General features: G+C 49.1%; 10 protein-coding genes. 6 read left to right on the top strand and 4 right to left on the bottom strand.

All coding sequences use genetic code 11. The annotated features are described in order from the left end of the window. Positions 1-28: 28 nt before the first annotated feature. The 5 genes from HC229_RS04745 to HC229_RS04725 all read left to right on the top strand — a co-directional run bounded on the left by HC229_RS04745 (position 29) and on the right by HC229_RS04725 (position 5,170). Positions 29-958, top strand: coding sequence for a bifunctional riboflavin kinase/FAD synthetase (locus tag HC229_RS04745; RefSeq protein ID WP_191019316.1), 930 nt, complete (start codon positions 29-31; stop codon positions 956-958). Then, positions 955-2,283 (top strand): HTTM domain-containing protein, encoded by a 1,329-nt coding sequence (locus HC229_RS04740; RefSeq protein WP_191019315.1) that lies wholly within the window; start codon positions 955-957, stop codon positions 2,281-2,283. Before HC229_RS04745 ends, HC229_RS04740 begins: the two co-directional genes overlap by 4 nt. A gap of 158 nt (positions 2,284-2,441) precedes the next feature. Next, the gene (locus tag HC229_RS04735; RefSeq protein ID WP_191019314.1) at positions 2,442-2,894 is read left to right on the top strand and encodes a hypothetical protein; all 453 of its coding nucleotides are present in this window, start codon (positions 2,442-2,444) and stop codon (positions 2,892-2,894) included. Positions 2,895-3,039: 145 nt separating this feature from the next. Beyond that, positions 3,040-4,128 carry a biotin synthase BioB gene (gene bioB / locus HC229_RS04730; RefSeq protein ID WP_191019313.1) on the top strand — a complete coding sequence of 363 codons (1,089 nt, stop codon included), beginning with the start codon at positions 3,040-3,042 and terminating at the stop codon, positions 4,126-4,128. Positions 4,129-4,300: 172 nt separating this feature from the next. Further along, entirely contained in the window at positions 4,301-5,170 is an 870-nt protein-coding gene (locus HC229_RS04725) for a cupin-like domain-containing protein (RefSeq protein ID WP_191019312.1), read from the top strand. A 32-nt stretch (positions 5,171-5,202) separates the two neighbouring features. On the opposite strand, the gene HC229_RS04720 is transcribed toward HC229_RS04725, so the two are convergent. Together HC229_RS04720 and HC229_RS04715 are read right to left on the bottom strand one after the other, a co-directional pair. Next, the gene (locus tag HC229_RS04720; protein ID WP_191019311.1) at positions 5,203-9,399 is read right to left on the bottom strand and encodes a choice-of-anchor D domain-containing protein; all 4,197 of its coding nucleotides are present in this window, start codon (positions 9,397-9,399) and stop codon (positions 5,203-5,205) included. 171 nt (positions 9,400-9,570) lie between these two features. After that, positions 9,571-14,793 (bottom strand): choice-of-anchor D domain-containing protein, encoded by a 5,223-nt coding sequence (locus tag HC229_RS04715; RefSeq protein ID WP_191019310.1) that lies wholly within the window; start codon positions 14,791-14,793, stop codon positions 9,571-9,573. A gap of 483 nt (positions 14,794-15,276) precedes the next feature. Between HC229_RS04715 and HC229_RS04710 the strand changes: the two genes are divergently transcribed. Further along, positions 15,277-15,768 (top strand): regulatory protein RecX, encoded by a 492-nt coding sequence (locus tag HC229_RS04710; protein WP_191019309.1) that lies wholly within the window; start codon positions 15,277-15,279, stop codon positions 15,766-15,768. Here the strand turns inward: HC229_RS04710 and HC229_RS04705 are convergent. Together HC229_RS04705 and radA are read right to left on the bottom strand one after the other, a co-directional pair. After that, a complete protein-coding gene (locus HC229_RS04705) occupies positions 15,765-17,738 on the bottom strand; it encodes a transglycosylase domain-containing protein (protein WP_191019308.1) in 1,974 nt (657 codons plus the stop codon). The genes HC229_RS04710 and HC229_RS04705 overlap by 4 nt on opposite strands. A gap of 47 nt (positions 17,739-17,785) precedes the next feature. Then, positions 17,786-19,147, bottom strand: a complete 1,362-nt coding sequence (gene radA / locus HC229_RS04700) for a DNA repair protein RadA (protein ID WP_191019307.1) — start codon at positions 19,145-19,147, stop codon at positions 17,786-17,788. Positions 19,148-19,185: the final 38 nt, after the last annotated feature.

The raw sequence follows: 19,185 nt of genomic DNA, 5'->3' as shown, positions 1-19,185 counted from the left end.
CCCGTTACATTTGCAGAAACGACCGCTTTTGAAAATCTTCAATTCCATACAGGATTTTTCTTCTTCTGGCAAGACCGTCCTTACCCTGGGTACTTTCGACGGCGTCCACATAGGCCACCGTAAAATCATCGACAGGCTTGTCCAGATTGCCAACGAAGAAGCTTGCGAGAGCGTGATACTGACGTTTTTCCCGCATCCACGCACGGTATTGCAATCGGATTCCGATATCAGGTTGCTCAATACGATAGACGAAAAGGCGCAGTTACTTGAAGACGCGGGCCTCGAAAATCTGGTGATTCACCCGTTCGACAAGGCATTTTCAAGGCTTACAGCGGAAGAATTCGTAAAAACGGTTCTCGTGGATCGCTTCGGGATCAAAAAAATAATCATCGGCCACGACCATAGATTTGGCCGCAACCGAACCGCGACGATTGACGATTTACGCGAATTCGGTTCGGTTTACGGTTTCGATGTCGAGCAGATATCGGCCCAGGAAATAGACGAAGTTTCGGTAAGCTCGACCAAGATACGCGAGGCATTGGCCCAAGGAAACATGCGCTTGGCCAACGATTACCTCGGATACGATTATTTCCTGACGGCCACCGTCGTCAAAGGTCGCCAACTCGGGCGCACGATCGGTTTTCCTACCGCCAACCTCGACTTGTCCGATTCGTATAAACTGATTCCGAAACAAGGCGTCTATGTCGTAAGGAGCGTTATTGACGGCGTAGAAGTCAAAGGAATGATGAATATTGGTACGAATCCTACTGTCGGCGGACAGGATTTGTCCGTAGAAGTAAATTACCTCGATTTTTCGGGCGACCTCTACGGAAAGGAAATCAAGGTTGAAATTTTACATCGGATAAGGGATGAAGAGAAATTTGCGTCGCTGGAAATCCTCAAATCCGAAATCGAAAAAGACAAACACGCAACCCTCGACTATTTCAACCAGCTATGACGTTTGCCCAAAAACTTTTCCGTCCGATAGACAACGCGCCTTTAGTGGTTTTCCGGATATTTTTTGGCTTTTTGTTGTTCGCCGAATCCATAGGTGCGATCCTGACCGGCTGGGTCAAATCGATGTTCATTGAGACCGAATTCACGTTTTCCCATATCGGGCTCGAATGGCTGCAACCGCTTCCTGGCAACGGCATGTATTTTTATTTCGCCACCATGGGAATCTTGGGCCTTTTCGTCATGGCCGGCTTTCGTTACCGGATCGCACTGTCGCTTTATTCCATTTTATGGGCCGGCGTTTATTTTATGCAGAAGGAATCGTACAACAACCATTATTATTTGTTGTTGCTGGTCTGCCTGATCATGTTGTGCCTGCCTGCCCACCGATACGCTTCGATCGACGCAAGGCTCAATCCTGCCATCAAACGGCTGACGATGCCGCAATGGTGCTCGTGGGCGATGATTTTGCAGATGGCGATCGTCTACTTCTTCGCGACGGTTTCAAAACTCACGCCCGATTGGGTCAACGGCACGTTCATCGAATTGTTGCTCGGAGGAACAAATCACCTGCCGTTTGCCGAAGACCTGTTCGCCCAACATTGGTTCCATTTGTTTATCGCATGGTCAGGGATGGTTTTCGATTTTTTGGTCATTCCACTTTTTTTATGGAAACGGACGCGTACGGCAGCTTTTGTTTGTTCGATCGTGTTCCACATTTTCAATTCGATCGTGTTGCAAATTGGGATATTCCCATTTTTCGCACTGAGTTTCATCGTGTTTTTCTATCCTCCGGATACCATAAGGCGAATTTTCCTCAGGAAAAAACCGGTTGCCGATACGAGCGTTGCCTTGCCTGAACAACGATCGCTGTTATTATATGTGTTCTTGCCGTATTTCATGTTACAGATACTGTTGCCGCTCCGGCATTTTGCGATCAAAGGCGATGTTTTATGGACGGAGGAAGGCCATCGCCTGAGTTGGCGGATGATGTTGCGACAGCGCAATGGATTTGCCCAATTTAAGGTCGTCGATCGCAAATCTGGTGAAACCAATTATTATTCGCTCCACAAGCTCAGCGAAAAGCAACAGCATTTTGCGACGACAAAGCCGGACGGAATCTGGCAGATGGCCCATCGCATAAAAAATGAATACACCGCTAAGGGCAAAGATGTAAGTGTTTTCGCCATCGGAAAAGTGGCCGTCAACAATTCCGGATACCATCAGCTCGTAGATCCGGAAACCGACCTGGCCAAGGCGCGCTGGAACTATTTTTGGCACAACGAATGGGTATTGCTTTACGACGGGAACTGGAAGCCGCTGCGGTGATTGTCGTCCGATGAAAATCGCGTATAAAATTATCTTAAAGTCATTTTCGTGCTAATTATATCGTAATTTTTTAGTTAAATTTGAGAGACACCATCACAACTTTTGTCTAACTCAATCCGGATTTTTTCGTATCCGGAACCACTAAAAAAACCATAACCATGAAATTTAGCAGAGAACTTACGAACGGATTCCTGATCTTCATCGGAATCGGGATTTACTTTATCATCCTCGAGCTTTTGGGCGTTTCCGATGTGTTTTTCCTCAGGATCCTGAACATACTTTTCGTAGTGTTCGGCGTCAACCGCACCATCCGGGCGAATTACAAAGACGGCATAAGAGGCTACAATACGAATCTCGTCTCGGCAATCATCACCTCAATGATCGGAGCCGTGTTGAGCATCGCCAGTTTACTCACTTATATCTACATCCAGGGAGGAGAGCCTTATCTTAAAAACCTCGCGGAAAACTTTATTTTCGGCGGAGGCGACCTCACCATCCAGCAATATTGTATCGGATTGCTATTCGAGTCTACCGCTGCTTCACTGATCGTTTCGTTCTGCCTCATGCAATATTGGAAAGACAAAGTGGAAGTCATCAACCGAGTCGATTAAAAGTTCCTTTGCAGATATGCCTGCAACTCAACTATTTGGTTGGGTCGCAGGTTTTTTTGTGAGGTAACGCGACGTCATTTGCCGGGCTATCCGAACCGACTTAAACAAGAATTCTTTACTTTTGACCGAATTAAAATTTATCCTTATGACCCAAACAAGACACGATTGGACAAAAGAGGAAATCATCGCCCTTTACAACAAGCCTATGATGGATTTGTTGTTTGAAGCGGCTTCCATCCACCGCATTCACCACGACCCTAATGTGGTCCAGGTTTCGACGCTGCTTTCAATCAAGACAGGCGGATGCCCGGAAGATTGCGGTTATTGCCCTCAGGCGGCTCGATATCACACCGATATAGCAGGCAATGATCTCATGACGGTCAACCACGTAAAGGCACAAGCGTTACGAGCCAAAGCCAGTGGGTCATCGCGAGTTTGCATGGGCGCCGCATGGAGAAATGTCAAGGATGGGCCGGAATTCGACCAAGTCTTGGAAATGGTGCGAACGATCAATAAACTTGACATGGAAGTGTGCTGTACGCTCGGCATGATCACCGAAAACCAGGCGCAACGTTTGGCTGAAGCCGGATTGTACGCGTATAATCACAACCTCGACACATCCGAAGAATATTATAAGGAAGTCATTTCGACGCGCGGGTACGAAGACCGTTTGCAAACGATCGACAACGTGCGCAAGACCAATGTGACGGTTTGCTCCGGCGGCATCATCGGAATGGGCGAAAGCATAGAAGATCGGGCCGGAATGCTCGTGGCTTTGTCTACGTTGAATCCCCAGCCGGAATCGGTGCCGATCAATGCACTTGTAGCCGTCGAAGGAACGCCGATGGAAGACGAAAAGCCAGTTGAAATATGGGATATGATCCGGATGGTAGCGACCACTCGTATCGTAATGCCCGAGACACAGGTAAGGCTTTCCGCCGGCCGCACCAATATGTCTAGAGAAGGTCAGGCCATGTGCTTCTTTGCCGGTGCGAATTCGATTTTCGCGGGAGACAAACTCTTGACTACTCCAAACCCTGATGTCAACGAAGACATGAAAATGTTCGAAATGTTAGGATTGGTCGCACAAAAGCCATTTTCCAAAAAAGTCCAGCCGCAAACGGTGGAAGCCGAGGATTCCCAATTCCATGCGCTTGGCGAAAAACCACGATGGACGCGACCAGGACATAGCATCGAACGCAATCTCGAGGCGTCCGGAAAGAAATTAGTATAAAGTCATTTTATACAAATGAGCTCCCAAAACGGGAGCTTTTTTTATGTCCGAAACCTTTAATTTTTAGGAAAAGATTGGCATCCGGGCGGGTTTACAATTCCGTAACACTTGCTAACTTTGATAGGGAAGCGCACTAAAAAAGGCGCATTTTCATTTAAAACTTCAAAGCTGTATGTCTTTACACCTAACCGAAATCGACCGCGTGGAAACTATTTCAAAAGAAGATTTCTACAATAATTACGTCAAAAAACAACGGCCGGTCGTCATAGAAAAACTTACCGAAGATTGGCCCGCATACGAAAAATGGAATTTTGAATACATGAAACGCCTCGCAGGCGAGCAAGTGGTGCCGCTTTATGACGATAGACCGGTTTCCCACAAAGACAAATTCAATCAAGCGCATGCCAAAATGAAAATGTCGGACTACATCGACTTGTTGGAATCCGAGCCTACGAATTATCGGATCTTTCTCTACAATCTTGTCAAGGAAGTGCCCAAGTTGCGCGACGACTTTCGCTGGCCCGATTTAGGGATCAAGCTTATCAAGCAAATGCCGATGCTGTTTTTTGGCGGACAGAATTCTAAAGTGTTCATCCATTACGACATCGATTATTCGAACATCCTGCATTTTCACTTTCACGGCAAGAAGCGGTGTGTCCTTTTCGCCCCAGACCAGACGCCTTACCTCTACAAGGTTCCGCATGCGTTGATTTCGCGAGAAGATATCGATTTTGACAATCCTGATTTCGAAAAATTTCCGGCCCTTAAGAAAGCAAAAGGATTCGTTACCGACCTAAGCCACGGTGAAATGCTCTATATGCCGGAAGGTTATTGGCACTACATGAAATACCTGACACCGGGTTTTTCGATGAGTTTGCGATCGCTTCCGCAAGACATTTCAAATCTTGGCAAGGCAGCTTACAACATTTTCTTCATGCGTCATTTCGACAACCTTATGCGAAAATGGAAAGGGCAATCCTGGATCGATTACAAAAACAAAAAGGCAGTCGCGCGCACCCACAAATTGCTTGGAATACACTAAGAAAAAAGCCCCATCGAAACGGGGCTTTTGTATTATAGGACGATTTTTTTGGAAATGACCGCTCCGTTGGCCAATTTCGTTTTGACGATCAGCGATTGGCTGGCGTCGGAAACATTTTCCAACGAAACTTCTTCCGCCTGTATGTTTCGCTTCTCGTATAGATTCCGGCCCAATAAATCGAAAACTCCAACCGATTCGATCTGCGAACCTGAGCTGCGCAACTGGATTTTTCTGTCCTTTACGGCGATTGTCAGCGCATCGTCACGCGAAACGTCCGGTGTTCCCAATTGAGCAGTATCAAATCGCAATTCGAAACGTGTATTGAACGTGCCGGGAGCCGTGGTAAAACTGTAGGCGCTTTGCTTAAGATCGTGAATTATGTCAAGCGATTTATCTTCCAGATAGATATTCTGTTGGCCGAATAATCCGTCGAATCCTTCCAACGCAATCGAATACGTTCCGGCGGCGGCAGTCTTATAACCCATCGGGATCACGTCGGAATCTGAAAAAGGCAAAGAACGCCCCTGAATCGCATATCCTGTCTGGGCCTCGCCGATGAGCGAATAAAACGCCAGTTCGTTTCCGGCTTCGGCAGCAAGTCCGTCAAAGGCGCCGTCGAAAGTGTCCGAAGCGCCAGCTGCATATCCGACCAAAGTTTGCTTGAATCGCCCGTTGTCGTTGTAAAGGTCGAGCCATATCCTGTGTTTTTCGACATCAGTATTTTCAACAATCGAATTTGAAAACCCTTGCTGATTCGGCCTGAAAAAAGTGGTGTTATTCCCGGTAATCCGCATGCTGTTGTTGAACGTGAGCGAACCCGGCGTGTGGCTTACCACGAAAAAGCCCTGACCCGATGCTATTTTCCCGTTTGGCACCGTATTGTTAAGTCCGATATTCGGCGCTGCCATCGTGCCGATTCCGCCGAGGAGATTGTACACCGCATAGTCATTGTAATTGTATACAAGGTTGGCTACGGGCGTATTGTGCGTCCAGAAGTACAAGGTTCCGGTGATCAGAGAGGCGTTGCCCGGCAATTGCAGGAACGCATCGGCATTTATCGCCGACGGATAGGGATTCCCGACAAGATTCCAGGTTCCTGAGGTGTTGTAAACCGCCGGCGTCACGAATCCGTTGTTGGCCATCCCGACAAAACTCGCTGGATAAACCTGCGGCGTCTGGGTAAAATATTGGGGCGATCTTACGATGTATCCGATGCCCGGCGTCATGATGGTTGAACTTAGCACATTCTGCCAATTGTTGATTTGGGTGTTGAACGTGTAAAATTTGTCGGATCGCGTCGCAGGTGAAAGATTGTAGAGCGTCTGTCCGCTGACGGGCGACGACCAGTATGTATAATCGAAGGCGCGCATCGGAGTCGAGTTGCGTCTTACCGTCACGTTTCCGACATTCGACGCAAAATCGTTCCGTTGAACCAGACTTCCGCCATTCTCGATTATGATCGTTCCCGCGTTCTCGATGTCGCTTTCGACGTTTAAGAATTGGCCAGAATTGACCGTAATAGTCCGCCCGGCGTTAACCTGGCATTTACAAGCGGAAATATTGCCTGTTGCAGTGCTGTAATTCGCATCGAAAATGGCTTTCGTCGTTTGGGTTGGCGCCCCATTGCTCCAAGTGCCCGTCCAGGTCGTGGTAATTTCCTTGCGTCCAAACAAGGTTACGTTGTCGATTGCCCAGATCTCGGTAGCGCTATTGTTCGTCAGCGTGACCCTTACCATAAGGTTTGATGTTTTGGGCAGATTGGACAAGCGCAACGTGCTCATGCCAGCTGTCGTTACAAAACCGGTTCCCGCAGTGGTAAAATTGGTCAGGACGTTGTTCCCATCGTAAGGCAGCGCGATGATTCCCGAACCGGACGAGAAACTCCACCTCGAGTTCGTGTTCCCGATCAGGTCGAATTCGTTTGACCAACTGAGACCTCCATTGGCACTGACGGCCACCGTTACTTTGTCGTTGGCATCGCTTCCCTCGGTGGCGTTTGTGGACAATGAAGCTAATCTCAGCGAAAGTTCGACATCACTATAGACCAATGTGTTGATTGCGTTGAACGTTACCGATCCCGTTGCGTTTACCACTTGGAAACTGCGCGCACCCAACGACCGGGGAGATGCTCCTCCATCACTTGCGGCTCCGTATCCTGTTCCGCCGCCAAATGTTCCGCCTGTATTGGTGTATGTCCAGGTGGGAGTGGCCGGAGCGGTCTCAAAGTCCTGTACGGCGATCGTCTCCACGACTCCATATGCGCAAGGAACGTAGTCCAGTCCATAACCGCGAATGGCGAAAGTGTAGGGATTCTCGTCGAAATCATTATTCACAAGACTGACCGTAGCATTTTTGATTCCGACGGTCGACGGATCGAAACGAATCGTAAATGTCGTAGTGGCGTTGACTGCTAATGTGGCCGAAGGAGACGAAACGATCGAAAATTCCGACGCATTCACTCCTGAAAGTGTCAAAGCTCCTAGCGTAAGCGGCATCGTTCCCGTGTTCCTCACGGTATAAACCCTGTCAAGCGTGGCGCCGGTAATATTCAGATAATCAAAAAATGTATGGTTGACCAAAGTAGGTGTCACGCTTCCGCTGACGATTGGCTGACCATTTCCTGTGATGTCGACTTCCGGAGCTACGCCTTTCCCCTGAATGAGAAACGTATAAGGATTTTCCGTCAGGCCAGTGAACGGATCGCTTACCAGGTCGTTGTTCGCGATGGAAACTATAGCCGTCCTGATGCCGGCTGCCTGGGGCGTAAAGGTAATGACGAAATTCGATCCGAAACCGCCGTTGATATTCGTCGAGGTCGGTTGCGTGGCCACGGTAAAATCACCGGGATTCGCACCGGCAATCTGCACTTTAGGCGTGCCCGTCAACTGAAGCACCGAGGCGATGTTGGCTGTATTTTGAATGCGATACTCTTTGCTGACACTCGATCCTACAAGTTGGTCGACGGCCCAAAGCGTGTTGTTTCCGGCAACGGCGATCATGTTACCGCTGGTAATGTTAGACGTGCCTCCGGAAAATCCCTTGACGTTGATATCCGGCTTTGGTATCAGGCCATATCCTTGAATATCGAAAAAATAAGGGTTCTCGTTGCTGTCAGAATTGGTGATGGTAACGCGCGCTTTCCTGAGACCCTCGTCGCTTGGATCGAACTTGATGGTAAGTTCCCGGAAATTACCCGAAAAACTCGCCGGTTGTATGTCTCCGGTCGGCTGATTGTTAGCCGCCGGAATGAAGATCGTAAAATCAGAAGCGTGCGGACCTGTGATTTGGATGTTACTTACGTTGAGGATCGCCCCGCCGAGGTTTTGTATGTGGAAAGTCGTATTCAGGCTCGCGCCGACGGTAGAAAGCGGTGCGCCTATCGGAGCAAAATCGGTTCCTTCGGCAACGGTCGGAGTCGTATCGCCGGAGAGCACCGTGACGCCAGAAACACCTTTGACGTTGATTTCCGGAGCAGGAGCTCCATAGGTTGCAGAGACCACGATGTCGTCCAGGCCGAATTCATCCCGGTCACCGGTTCCTCCGACATCCTGAGACGTCCACTTCAAATAATAATATTGGTTCGGCGCTATATTGATACCGGTAATGATCATCGATCTTGCCGGAGAAACGCCGATCGCCGTCCATTGGAAAGCGTCGGGTGCTTCGGGTGAGGTGTAATCGAGCGTTGGTTCTTGTTCGTATACGACGTCATCGGCAGAATGCGAAAAGTTGAAAGAGGATGAGCGACCTTCGTCATTCCTGACGAACAAATTGTAAGAAACCGCCAATTGGGTCATGTTGATCGTCCCGTTGTTCCGCACCCTGAGCACAATTGACCCGGGATTGAAATCGGTTGCGGCTGGCTGGATCATAAACGCCGGATTCGCTACCGTTCCGGGCAGTTCCGTATAAGCGTAGAGACCGCCCGTCAATACTGGGCTTGTAACCTGTCCACGCCCAAAATCATCCACTGTTTGCGTGCCTCCAAAACCCAAAACACCAAAATCAAACCCGCGTACGTCCCAGGCATTGGAGTTCAAACGTCCTGCAACCGTGGGATTTGGTGAAAAACCTGCTGCCTTGTACGCTCCGTTTCCTACACTTGTTTGCATGGATGCCGAAAAATCGATGGTTACCGTAGGTGCCGCCTCGGTCAGGATCACCTGTGATCGGGCGACAGATGCGAGTAAAAAAACCGCAGCAAATAAAAAGTAATTTTTAAGTTTCATACGCAGTAGGAATCAAGGGTAAAATTTGTTTGGGAATTGTAACCTTCAAACCTACAAATAAAAGATTGACAGCCTATTAGAACCTATTTTTTAATCGATAAAAAACAAAAAAAACCGATGAATTACATCGGTTTTTTCTTAAGTTTTTCTTACCTTAAGACATGCTGTTTTTCAATGTGTGATTTTTCGCACTGCCTGTGTACCGTCGGCAAGCGTTATACGAATCAGCAGCGCCTGCTCCGACACGAAAACTGGCACTTCCATATAATCAGTCGCGAGTTGCTTTTGGGAGTAAATATTTCGTCCGAGCATGTCGAAAATCTCTATTTGAGAAATACTTCCTGCGCCCGATCTCACCTTTATCATATCGCCTGTAGAAACGACAATAATTTGTTTTTCAGGAGCTTCCATATCCGGATTACCGAGAGCATTTTCCGAATAGCGCAGTTGAAAGCGGTTGTCCGTCGCTCCTAATCCGACCTCGAAAGAATATGGGCCTTGCTTCAAATCGTGGAAAACATGAAGTAGTTTATCTTCGATGAAAACAGGCAACGAAGGATCGTCCAACAACCCTTCGGCTCGTTCGATGCTTACTGTATAAGTTCCAGGCAAACGCGTGTTCAGCCCGAGGGGAACAACATCGTCACTCGAAAATGCGGGACGTCCCTGAATACGATACTTACCCTCGTCTATCAACGAATAAAAACTCACCGCATTTCCTCCGCTGCTCACAATGCCATCATAGCCGCGATCAACGCCGAGCGTCGCCTCGTTGGTGTAACAAATCAACGACTGGCTGAAAAGCCCGATTTCGTGTTTGAAGTTGAGCCAAATCCTGTCTTTCTGGACCGCAGGCAAATCGACATTCGCGTTGCGGTAAAAGTTATTGTTCGAATAACCGCTATCGCGCATCGCGTTATTGAAAACAAGATTGCCTGCCGTGTTAGCCTCCACGAAGAATCCCTGGCCGCTGGCAACGTATCCCGTAGGTTGCGCACCGCCGTTGGAACTGGCAACGCCGCCGCTGAGATTATACATGGCGTAATCGGTGGTGACGAAATTCATCTGATAAGGCCCCGGCGCAGTGTTGGAAACAGGCGTGGAATGGGTCCAGAACGTCAGCGTTCCGGAAATATTCGTATTCAGGTTGATGAAATCATCTGCAAAGATCGCCGACGGATAAGGGTTTCCTACCAAATTATAGTCGTCAAGGTTGTCGGCCGCGTTAGCGCTCAAGGCCAGCGGAATCGTGACAACGCCATTGTTGACCGCTCCGGAAAACGTGACACTTGACAAAGCGGGATAGGTTCCCAGGTTCGTCGGCCCCATAACCGTATAGCCTTTTGCCGGGATCATCGTCGCTCCTGCCCCGGCGTTTACCCAAGTATCGTTGTTGTCGTCGAACCCGTCGGGGCCGCCCGTCCCGTTAGGGCCGGTGATGTCGGTATAATTTGCGGTGTTGAATGTCCAGGAATAGTCGTATCGCCAACCCGGCATTGCCGCGCCCAGTGTAGTATTGGTCACAGGTGACGACCAATACGTATAATCATATCGGCGGAAAGGCGTGGTTTGGCGGGTCACCTGGGTCGTCCCGTTATTGGTTACGATACCACTGTCTTCGATCATCACGAGCGAACCGTCATCCTGAACCTGGAGTGTACCGCCCGTGTTCACCGTCGAGTCGTTCACAATCGAAACATAAGTATTCGGAGAAATCACGAGCGTTCCCGTGTTGTTTACCGTCAGGCTGCACGCTTCAAAACTTCCGTTGGCAGCCGTGTTGTAATTGCCGTTAATGATCGCGGGTGTGGATGAGTTTGGCGCAGCGGGCACCCAGTTGGTGCCATTCCACGTCACGGTGTTCACTGCGGAAATCCTTACAGCGTTCGATGCCGAGTAACAGGTCGCGCCGGTTTCACGGATCTGAGCATAATATTGATAGCCTTCAAGCCCGGTAATGTTTGAGATCGTCAGGTTTTCGGTCGTCACGCCCGAGTAAACGCCTCCATTGGCGAGTTGCGTCCAGGTCGTAGCTCCGGGTGCGACTTCATACCATTGATATGCAAGGCCGTTGCCGCCTGAAAAACCTTCGTCGGCCGCAACTGTGAACGTAGTTTCTTTGCAACTCGGAACGAATGTTGGGTGGAGCGTGATATTCGGAGGCGTGCCGGCGATAAAATCGAATGTACCGATATCGGAGAAATCAAGTGACGGACAGTCTTCGCCCCAATCGGTAATGTTCCATTCGGAATTGACATAATTCACATTTGGAACAACGACATTGTTCCTTCGGATAAAATTAGCGCCTGATTGTCCCAAATTGAGTGAGGTCGCCCAGTTTGCGCTGTTATACACGCCCCAACTATCGACATGTGTACCACCGCTGTTATAAAGTCGGATATGATCGTGGCCGCTGCTTGTATTGCCGCTATTGTGAAAGTTTACCCCGGCAACGGTACCAGCGAGTTGGTCTGCTCTCGACCCGTCTGCTCCGGGCGTTGTCGAACACGAGGAGTCGAGTCCGATGGCAACAGTATACGAACTTCCGTTCGCAAGATTGAAATTGTTGAGATTGACCTGTCCTCCGTTTTGCGTCGCGCTTCCGTTGTTGTACAAACGCAACGACCAACCGCTAAGATTTACGGTGGCACCCGTTCCGTTGTAAATTTCGATATAGGACATCGCCCCCACTCCGGAGTCTGTCAATTGACTTATAAAAAGTGTCGAGGGAAGCGCGCTGCCACCTTGGCAACCGCTCGCGACCGTATCGATAACGTCAAATGGCGTGGTCGCCGGGCAACCAGCAGCGTTCATAACGATCAATGGCCCATCGGTAGCCCCAACCGGTATGATCGCCGTCACCTGCGTAGCCGAAATTTGGTTCACGACGGCGGGGATTCCGTTGAACGTAACCGATGCGCCGTTCAAATTATCCGTGGTTGCTGTGATGGTCACGAGTGTTCCGGCCGGTCCAGAAGTTGGCGTAACGGTATTTGTATTGGTCGGACAATCGCCGACACCCTGAATCATAAATCGATACGGACTCTCCGCTGCCGTCGGATCATTACTTGCGATATTGACTACTGCCGTATGCAAACCCGCAGCCGTCGGTTGGAATGTGATGGTAAAATCGACAAATCCTGTCGGGCCCGAAATTGAATACGGCGCTGAAGCTGAAATAGTGAAATCCCCTGGATTGGTACCCGTAAGCGTTAAGGCGGAAACGTTCAAAGAAGTGTCCCCGACATTTTCAATACGGAACGATTTCGTCTGTGAATTTCCGATAGTTTGGGCCGCAAATTCCGTGTTGTCCAATCCCGACGGAACCATATCGCCGGAAACAATCGTCGGATCTGAACCTCCGTTGATTCCCCTTACATTGATGTCGGGATTCCGGATGCCCGCTGTTATATGGTTTACGGCACCTGCACCAGACGTGCAAATTATAGGACCGGTAGTCATCGGCGTGATCAGAGTGCCAGAAGTCCAAACCGCGTTGTTCCAGTGTTGCGTTTTGTATGTAGCTTCATTGACCGGCGTACTTACATCAACGGCGAGATAAGTTCCTGAAGCGGTAAACGTTCCGGGTGTGAATCCGCTCGTGCCCAAATCCCAATATCTGGTAAGAAAATCCGTTGGTGCGTCCAAATTGGCCTTTTTGATGTCGTGAACTGCGGCACGTACGTAAGAGTTGGCAGAATATCCTGTTCCTCCCGCTATTGTTACCGCTAAAGGCGAATACTGGGATCCGTCCATCGACACGTCGGAATCTCCAATAGGGAACGTGAAATTTCCGGCAGCGGAGAAAATTTTGAACACGTTTGCATTTGCATTTTCCCTATCGGCAATAATATAATTCGATGCGTTCCCTGTGTAAGCTAGTGACGGACCAAGAGTTAGTGGAAAATTCCCTACATCAAGGCGCCCGTTCGTCAACGTAAGCGTAGATTGTACGCGCAGTGCGGTTCCCAACGTTACGGCGGTCGCAGCCGAAGTGCGGTCGATTACCAGCGATGCCAGGTTCTGGAAGCCAGTCCTGAATCGCAACGTGCCGATGGATCCCGTTCCCCTCAACGTCATGGCCGAAGTGGTCGTCACCGAATTGGTTCCGTCAAAGAAACCGATTCCGGCTATCGTATTGGCGACGCCAGGCGTTCCGATGATCAGCGCCCGGTTGTTCAACGCAAAAATATCGTTCGCGGAATTAAACGAAATCGCATCGCCTCCATTTGGCGCACTGATGGTCAGGTCGCTCAACAACTGAATCGTGTGGACTCCCGCGCTCTCGAAAACGACATAAGGAAATGTAAGTGCCGTCGTGGAGGAAATTGTTTGGATTCCGGTCGCTGCCGAAAAAGAAACCGCGCGTGCGTTGCCGTTGAACGTCCCTGTGTTAGTGAAGTTTCCGGTAAGTTTCAAATCTGCGCCCGCGACGTTACCAAGCGTCATCGTGCCGTTATTCACGACGTTTCTCCCGACGGTCAAAGGTAAATTCGACGATGTGCCGATGTTCATATTCAAATGGGAGCCGGCGTCGATCGTGAAATCTCTCGCTACCGCTTTGGCCTGTGGCGTTCCATTGTTGTAATTCAGGATCGTGTTTGCCGATATCCTGACGTCATTCGGATAACCGGGCGTTGAGCCGATCGTTCCGGCTCCATTTGCAAACCACTCGAAGCCGCGTCCGAAAGTGCCGCCAGTGTTGTAAATCAGTTCCGATGCGTTTCCATAAATTGGCGAATTCAAGAAATATCCTGTCGGATCGATGCGGCAAATCCCGTTCAACGTCAATACAGACGGAACCGCAAACGCCACGCCCTGGTTACCGCCGGCCACGAAGGTTCCTGCAACGGTACGCGAGGTGCTGTTCATCTGAATTCCGCCCTGAAGCACCGTCACGTTGAACGGACTGTTTGTCGCAGGCCAATAGACGTGGTTATTGTTGATTCCGTAGACGCCGGTCGTGTTGAAATTGAGGCCGCCTGCGCTTCCGTAAGTGAAATTCGTTCCCTGGGCGAAACCGCCGTTGCGCAATTCGAAAGTGCCGTTGACGGTCGTTGTACCGTTGCGTTGCAGGCTAGCTGTCGTATGAACAATGTGGCCTGCCGTGATTCGTACGTTATCTGAATTTAAAGGGACGGCGTTCGTGCTCCACGTTGAAGCGACATTCCAGTCGCCTGTTTGTACCGAATAAGGGCCGACCGGATCAACAGAGCCATTAAGCGTAAAATTATCAAGCCTGAATGTGCCTCCTGCGGTCGCTCCCGATAACGAAAGAACAACAGTGGCCGTTCCCGTCAATCCAGAAACCGTATTTGTTACCGCGAGCGTTCCGGTGGTCGCGCCTGTCATGGGAACGGTTCCCGAACCGACCGCGATTCCGTTTACTGTCATGCTCCAGTTTTGAGCGCCTGTGTCACTTCGCCGCCGCCAAAAGCTGAACGAACTTATTGCTGCTTGGTAGCCTGATGCAACATTAAACGTCAATGTATAAGTTTGTGTTCCGCTAGAATGTTCTATTGAAAGCGAATTTCCAGCCGCACCTGCCAGACTTCCAAAACCATTTTGCGCTGTCGTTGCCCAAAGGCTGGCAGAAATATTTGGGTCAGCAATGTTAGGAGCGATATTATAAGTGCTTCCCGAGGCAGCTGTCGTGAAATTGTGTTGATAAATCTGCGCACTCGCGTAACTTCCCAAGAATAGTCCCGCGAGCAATAGTAAAATTCTCATCTTCATGTGGCATTTGTTTTTGTTTCTTAGACTCTATTTACGGCGTATATTCGTATTGTTTTTCCCTTTGGATTAAAAAGGGCAACAAATCTAATCTAAATAACTTGTTTTCAACGCTTTTAGTATTCAGATTTTTCAACAATAAATATGACAGATTATCCTTTCAGAAACGGCAAGTCGTATACAGTTGAACAGGCAAGGCAAGTGCTTGAGCAATACTGTGCTTACCAGGAGCGTTGCCACGATGAAGTGATGAAGAAACTGCGCGCCATGTCAATGATTCCGGAGGCAATTGAGTCGATAGTGGTACATCTTATCGACAAAAATTTCCTTAATGAGGAACGGTTCGCCAAGAGTTTCGCGAGAGGCAAACACCGCATCAAAAATTGGGGAAAAGTAAGAATCGCGAACGAACTTAAGATGCGAAATATCTCACAGCGCAATATCGCGACGGCTCTCAAAGAGCTCTCAGACGAGGAATATTTCGATACTTTCTACAAATTTTCAGAACGGCTGTGGGAATCGTATCCGCAAAGGACGACACAAGCCATCCGCAAAAAGTTCTGCGACGCCCTGTTGCGAAAAGGTTTTGAAAGCCACCTCGTTTACGACCGGCTCCGGGAACTCGAAAAGGTTTAGAAGTCGAACTCGTCAACTTCAAGCGTATCGACGTTGATGATCTTTTCGTCTTCTCTTTTCACATAGGCACGCGCCGCTCCGTAAAGCACGACCTTTTTGGTTTGGGCGGTGGTATCTTCGGGCGTGAGCCATCCGCGGCGCATCATCGTATTTTTGAGATAGGAATTGCGTCTGACCAGATAAGGCTTCAGCGTCGCTTCCCCGTCAAATTGCCACATGAAACCTTTCGGCTTCGGTACGATCGAGGCGAGATAAAGCGATTCGTTGAGGTTGAGTTCGCTCGGATGTTTTAGAAAATAGAACAACGACGCTTCTCCAATCCCGTAAACGTTCGGGCCCCATTCGATGATGTTCAGGTATACTTCATACATCCGGTTCTTGCTCACGATATTGTTGTTCTCCATGATGTACACGAGCAGGATTTCCTCAAGTTTGCGCGACAACGTCTTTTCCCGCGTTAGGAAAACATTTTTGATGAGCTGCATCGAAATCGTACTCGCGCCCCTTGCAAAGCGTTTGGTCTTGATGTTTTGCACAATCGATTGTTTGAACGCGTCGTTTATAAAGCCTTTGTGGCTGTAGAACGACGGATCTTCGGTCGTTAAAACCGCTCGTTTTAAATAAGGCGAAATCTGGTCTAAAGGCGTGTAGTAAATGTTGACGGGATTAACCAATATCGGACGCAATCGCCTGCCGTTCTCGATCGCGCGATACACGAAACTGCCGTTGAGCTTGCCAAGATTGGCTTCACCATATTTCTTGATTTTGAGGTTTTCCTTGTTGAGTTTGACCTTGAGTACCGTTTTATTGGGTTTGTTCTTGTTATACGCGAAATCAAGCTTATAGTCGAACGCGCCCTCTGCTTCCATACCTTCGAAATTCGTGAAAAGTCCTTTCGGAAGCGATTCGATGAAATCTTGCGCCTGCATTTTCGGGATGTCGATTTTGGCCTTGTAGATCGTGTCCCCGGCGACATTATATTCGGCATACGGATGAAACTTGATCTTGTTCAGCACCGCCGTGGACGAACTGTCGACAGCCACGAAATCCGGGCCGAAGAGCAAATGGTAATCGAATTTTGCATTTTGTACCACGACGTCTTTCGAAGCCACTTTCGGATGGTTCACGCGTAAATTCGCAATTGAGGAAAATCCGTCGATGTTCATTTCGCCTCCGCTGTAACTGATGTTGTCTACTTTAAGCCGGATCGAATCAAAACCCGATTTCAGGTTATAGCGTTCGTCCACATACGGAACCTTGATGCCCATCGAATCGGTCGTGTAAAACCGCAGATCGGTCTTTTTGTCGCGTGGATCTGCAAAACCGGCGATTTCCCATTTTTGGTTGAATGTGTTCGTGGTGACGTCGATCGTAGTTTTGAGCTGTTTGTCCTGAAGCCGGAGCCTGTCCATTTTCATCGTGACTTTGCGGCCCATGTCGTCCATTCTCAGCGAAATATTTTCGAGTTGCATGCTCGTCGGAACCAAATTGAGCACGCGATTCAGGATGCGATAGCCGAGGCGCGCGTAGTTCTTGGGCTCGTTCGTCTTGATTTCTTCTTGTTCTTCTTGGTTTTTCGGATGCAGGAAAGCATCGAAATTCTTGCCGTTGGCGTTCTTTACCAGTTGGATGAATCCGTCTTTGACGACGAGCGTCCCGAGTTGGAGATCGCCTGTGAAAAGTTTCCAGAAATTGACTTCGGTATTTAGCGATTTGACGCTGACTAGCGTATCGGCATTATTCGGAACAAGTAAAATATCGTTCATCTCGATCGAACTGAAACCGGTGAACCTGGCAGCTTTTATGCTGAATTTGCTGTCGTAGTCGGACGCGATCTTATCCGAAACCTTGACTATGGCCTTGTCGAGCAAACTGTCGCGGAAAATGAAAATGCCCAAAAGCGCCAGCAGGATCAAGGTAAAAAAGGAGCCGATCCCTATGTAAATTTTCTTTTTGGTGCTTTTCTTCATTTGGACGAAATAAACACTAAATATAAGGTTTTAAATGTTAAGATGTGTTAACCGAAGAGCTCTGACGCAATGTCTTCGATGCGCGATACGAGACTGATCTTGATGAACGAATTCTTGAGTGTGATCTTATTGTACTTGGACACAAATATTTGCGAAAACCCAAGCTTCTCGGCTTCCTGTATTCGTTGGTCGATTCGGTTTACCGGACGGATTTCTCCCGAGAGCCCGACTTCGCCCACAAAACAACAGTCTTTTATTACGGGAATGTCTTCATTCGACGAAAGAATGGCTGCGACAACCGCCAAGTCAATCGCAGGATCGTCTACCGAAATTCCACCCGTCACGTTCAAAAACACGTCTTTTGTTCCCAGCCTGAAACCCGCCCGCTTTTCCAAAACGGCGAGAATCATGTTGAGGCGTTTGGCATTGTAACCTGTCGTGGAGCGTTGTGGCGTTCCGTAAACCGCCGTGCTCACGAGCGCCTGGATTTCGATCATCAACGGGCGCATGCCTTCCAAAGTCGCAGCGATCGCCGTTCCTGACAAATTTTCCTCCCGATGCGAAATCAAAATTTCGGACGGGTTTGAGACTTCGCGCAATCCGCTGCCCTGCATTTCGTAAATCCCGAGTTCAGCCGTCGATCCGAAACGGTTTTTGAGCGAACGCAGCAATCGGTAAACGTGGTTTCGGTCGCCTTCGAATTGCAAAACGGTGTCGACCATGTGCTCGAGGATCTTAGGCCCGGCAATGTTTCCGTCTTTGGTAATATGTCCGATAAGGATTACCGGGACGTTCGATTCCTTGGCGAATTTGATGAGTTCGGCCGTGCATTCGCGAATTTGCGAAATGGAACCCGGAGAGGCTTCTATATAATCGGTGTGCAGCGTTTGGATGGAATCGATGATCAGGATGTCAGGGTCGATTTCTTCTATCTGTCGAAATATGTTTTGTGTTTTGGTTTCGGTAAGGATGTAGCAATTGTCGCTGGTCGGATTGATGCGTTCGGCGCGCATCTTGATTTGCTTCTGGCTTTCTTCGCCCGAAACGTAAAGTGTCCGAAACGGCAATTTCAGCGATATCTGCAATAGCAAGGTACTTTTCCCGATTCCCGGTTCGCCTCCCAACAGAATCAGCGATCCGGGCACGATGCCGCCTCCGAGGACGCGGTTGAGTTCCCCGTCCGAACTGTCGAGACGGTATTCCTCAGCCGAATCGATTTCCTTGATGCGCAACGGTTTCGACGCGCGCTTGGTTTCGTGATTTGTAGCTTGCCAGACCGGTTTTTCTTCTTTGTGCACGATCTCTTCCACAATGGTATTCCATTGCTTGCACGCGTTGCATTGCCCCTGCCACTTTGGATATTGCGTGCCGCAGTTCTGGCAGAAAAAGGCGGTTTTTACTTTGGCCATAGGATTTGGTTGGGACAGGGAGTTTGGTCAGGGTTTAA

The organism is Flavobacterium selenitireducens (assembly GCF_014748335.1).
Classification (GTDB): Bacteria; Bacteroidota; Bacteroidia; order Flavobacteriales; family Flavobacteriaceae; genus Flavobacterium; species Flavobacterium selenitireducens.
This window is presented reverse-complemented; position numbering and strand designations above follow the sequence as displayed.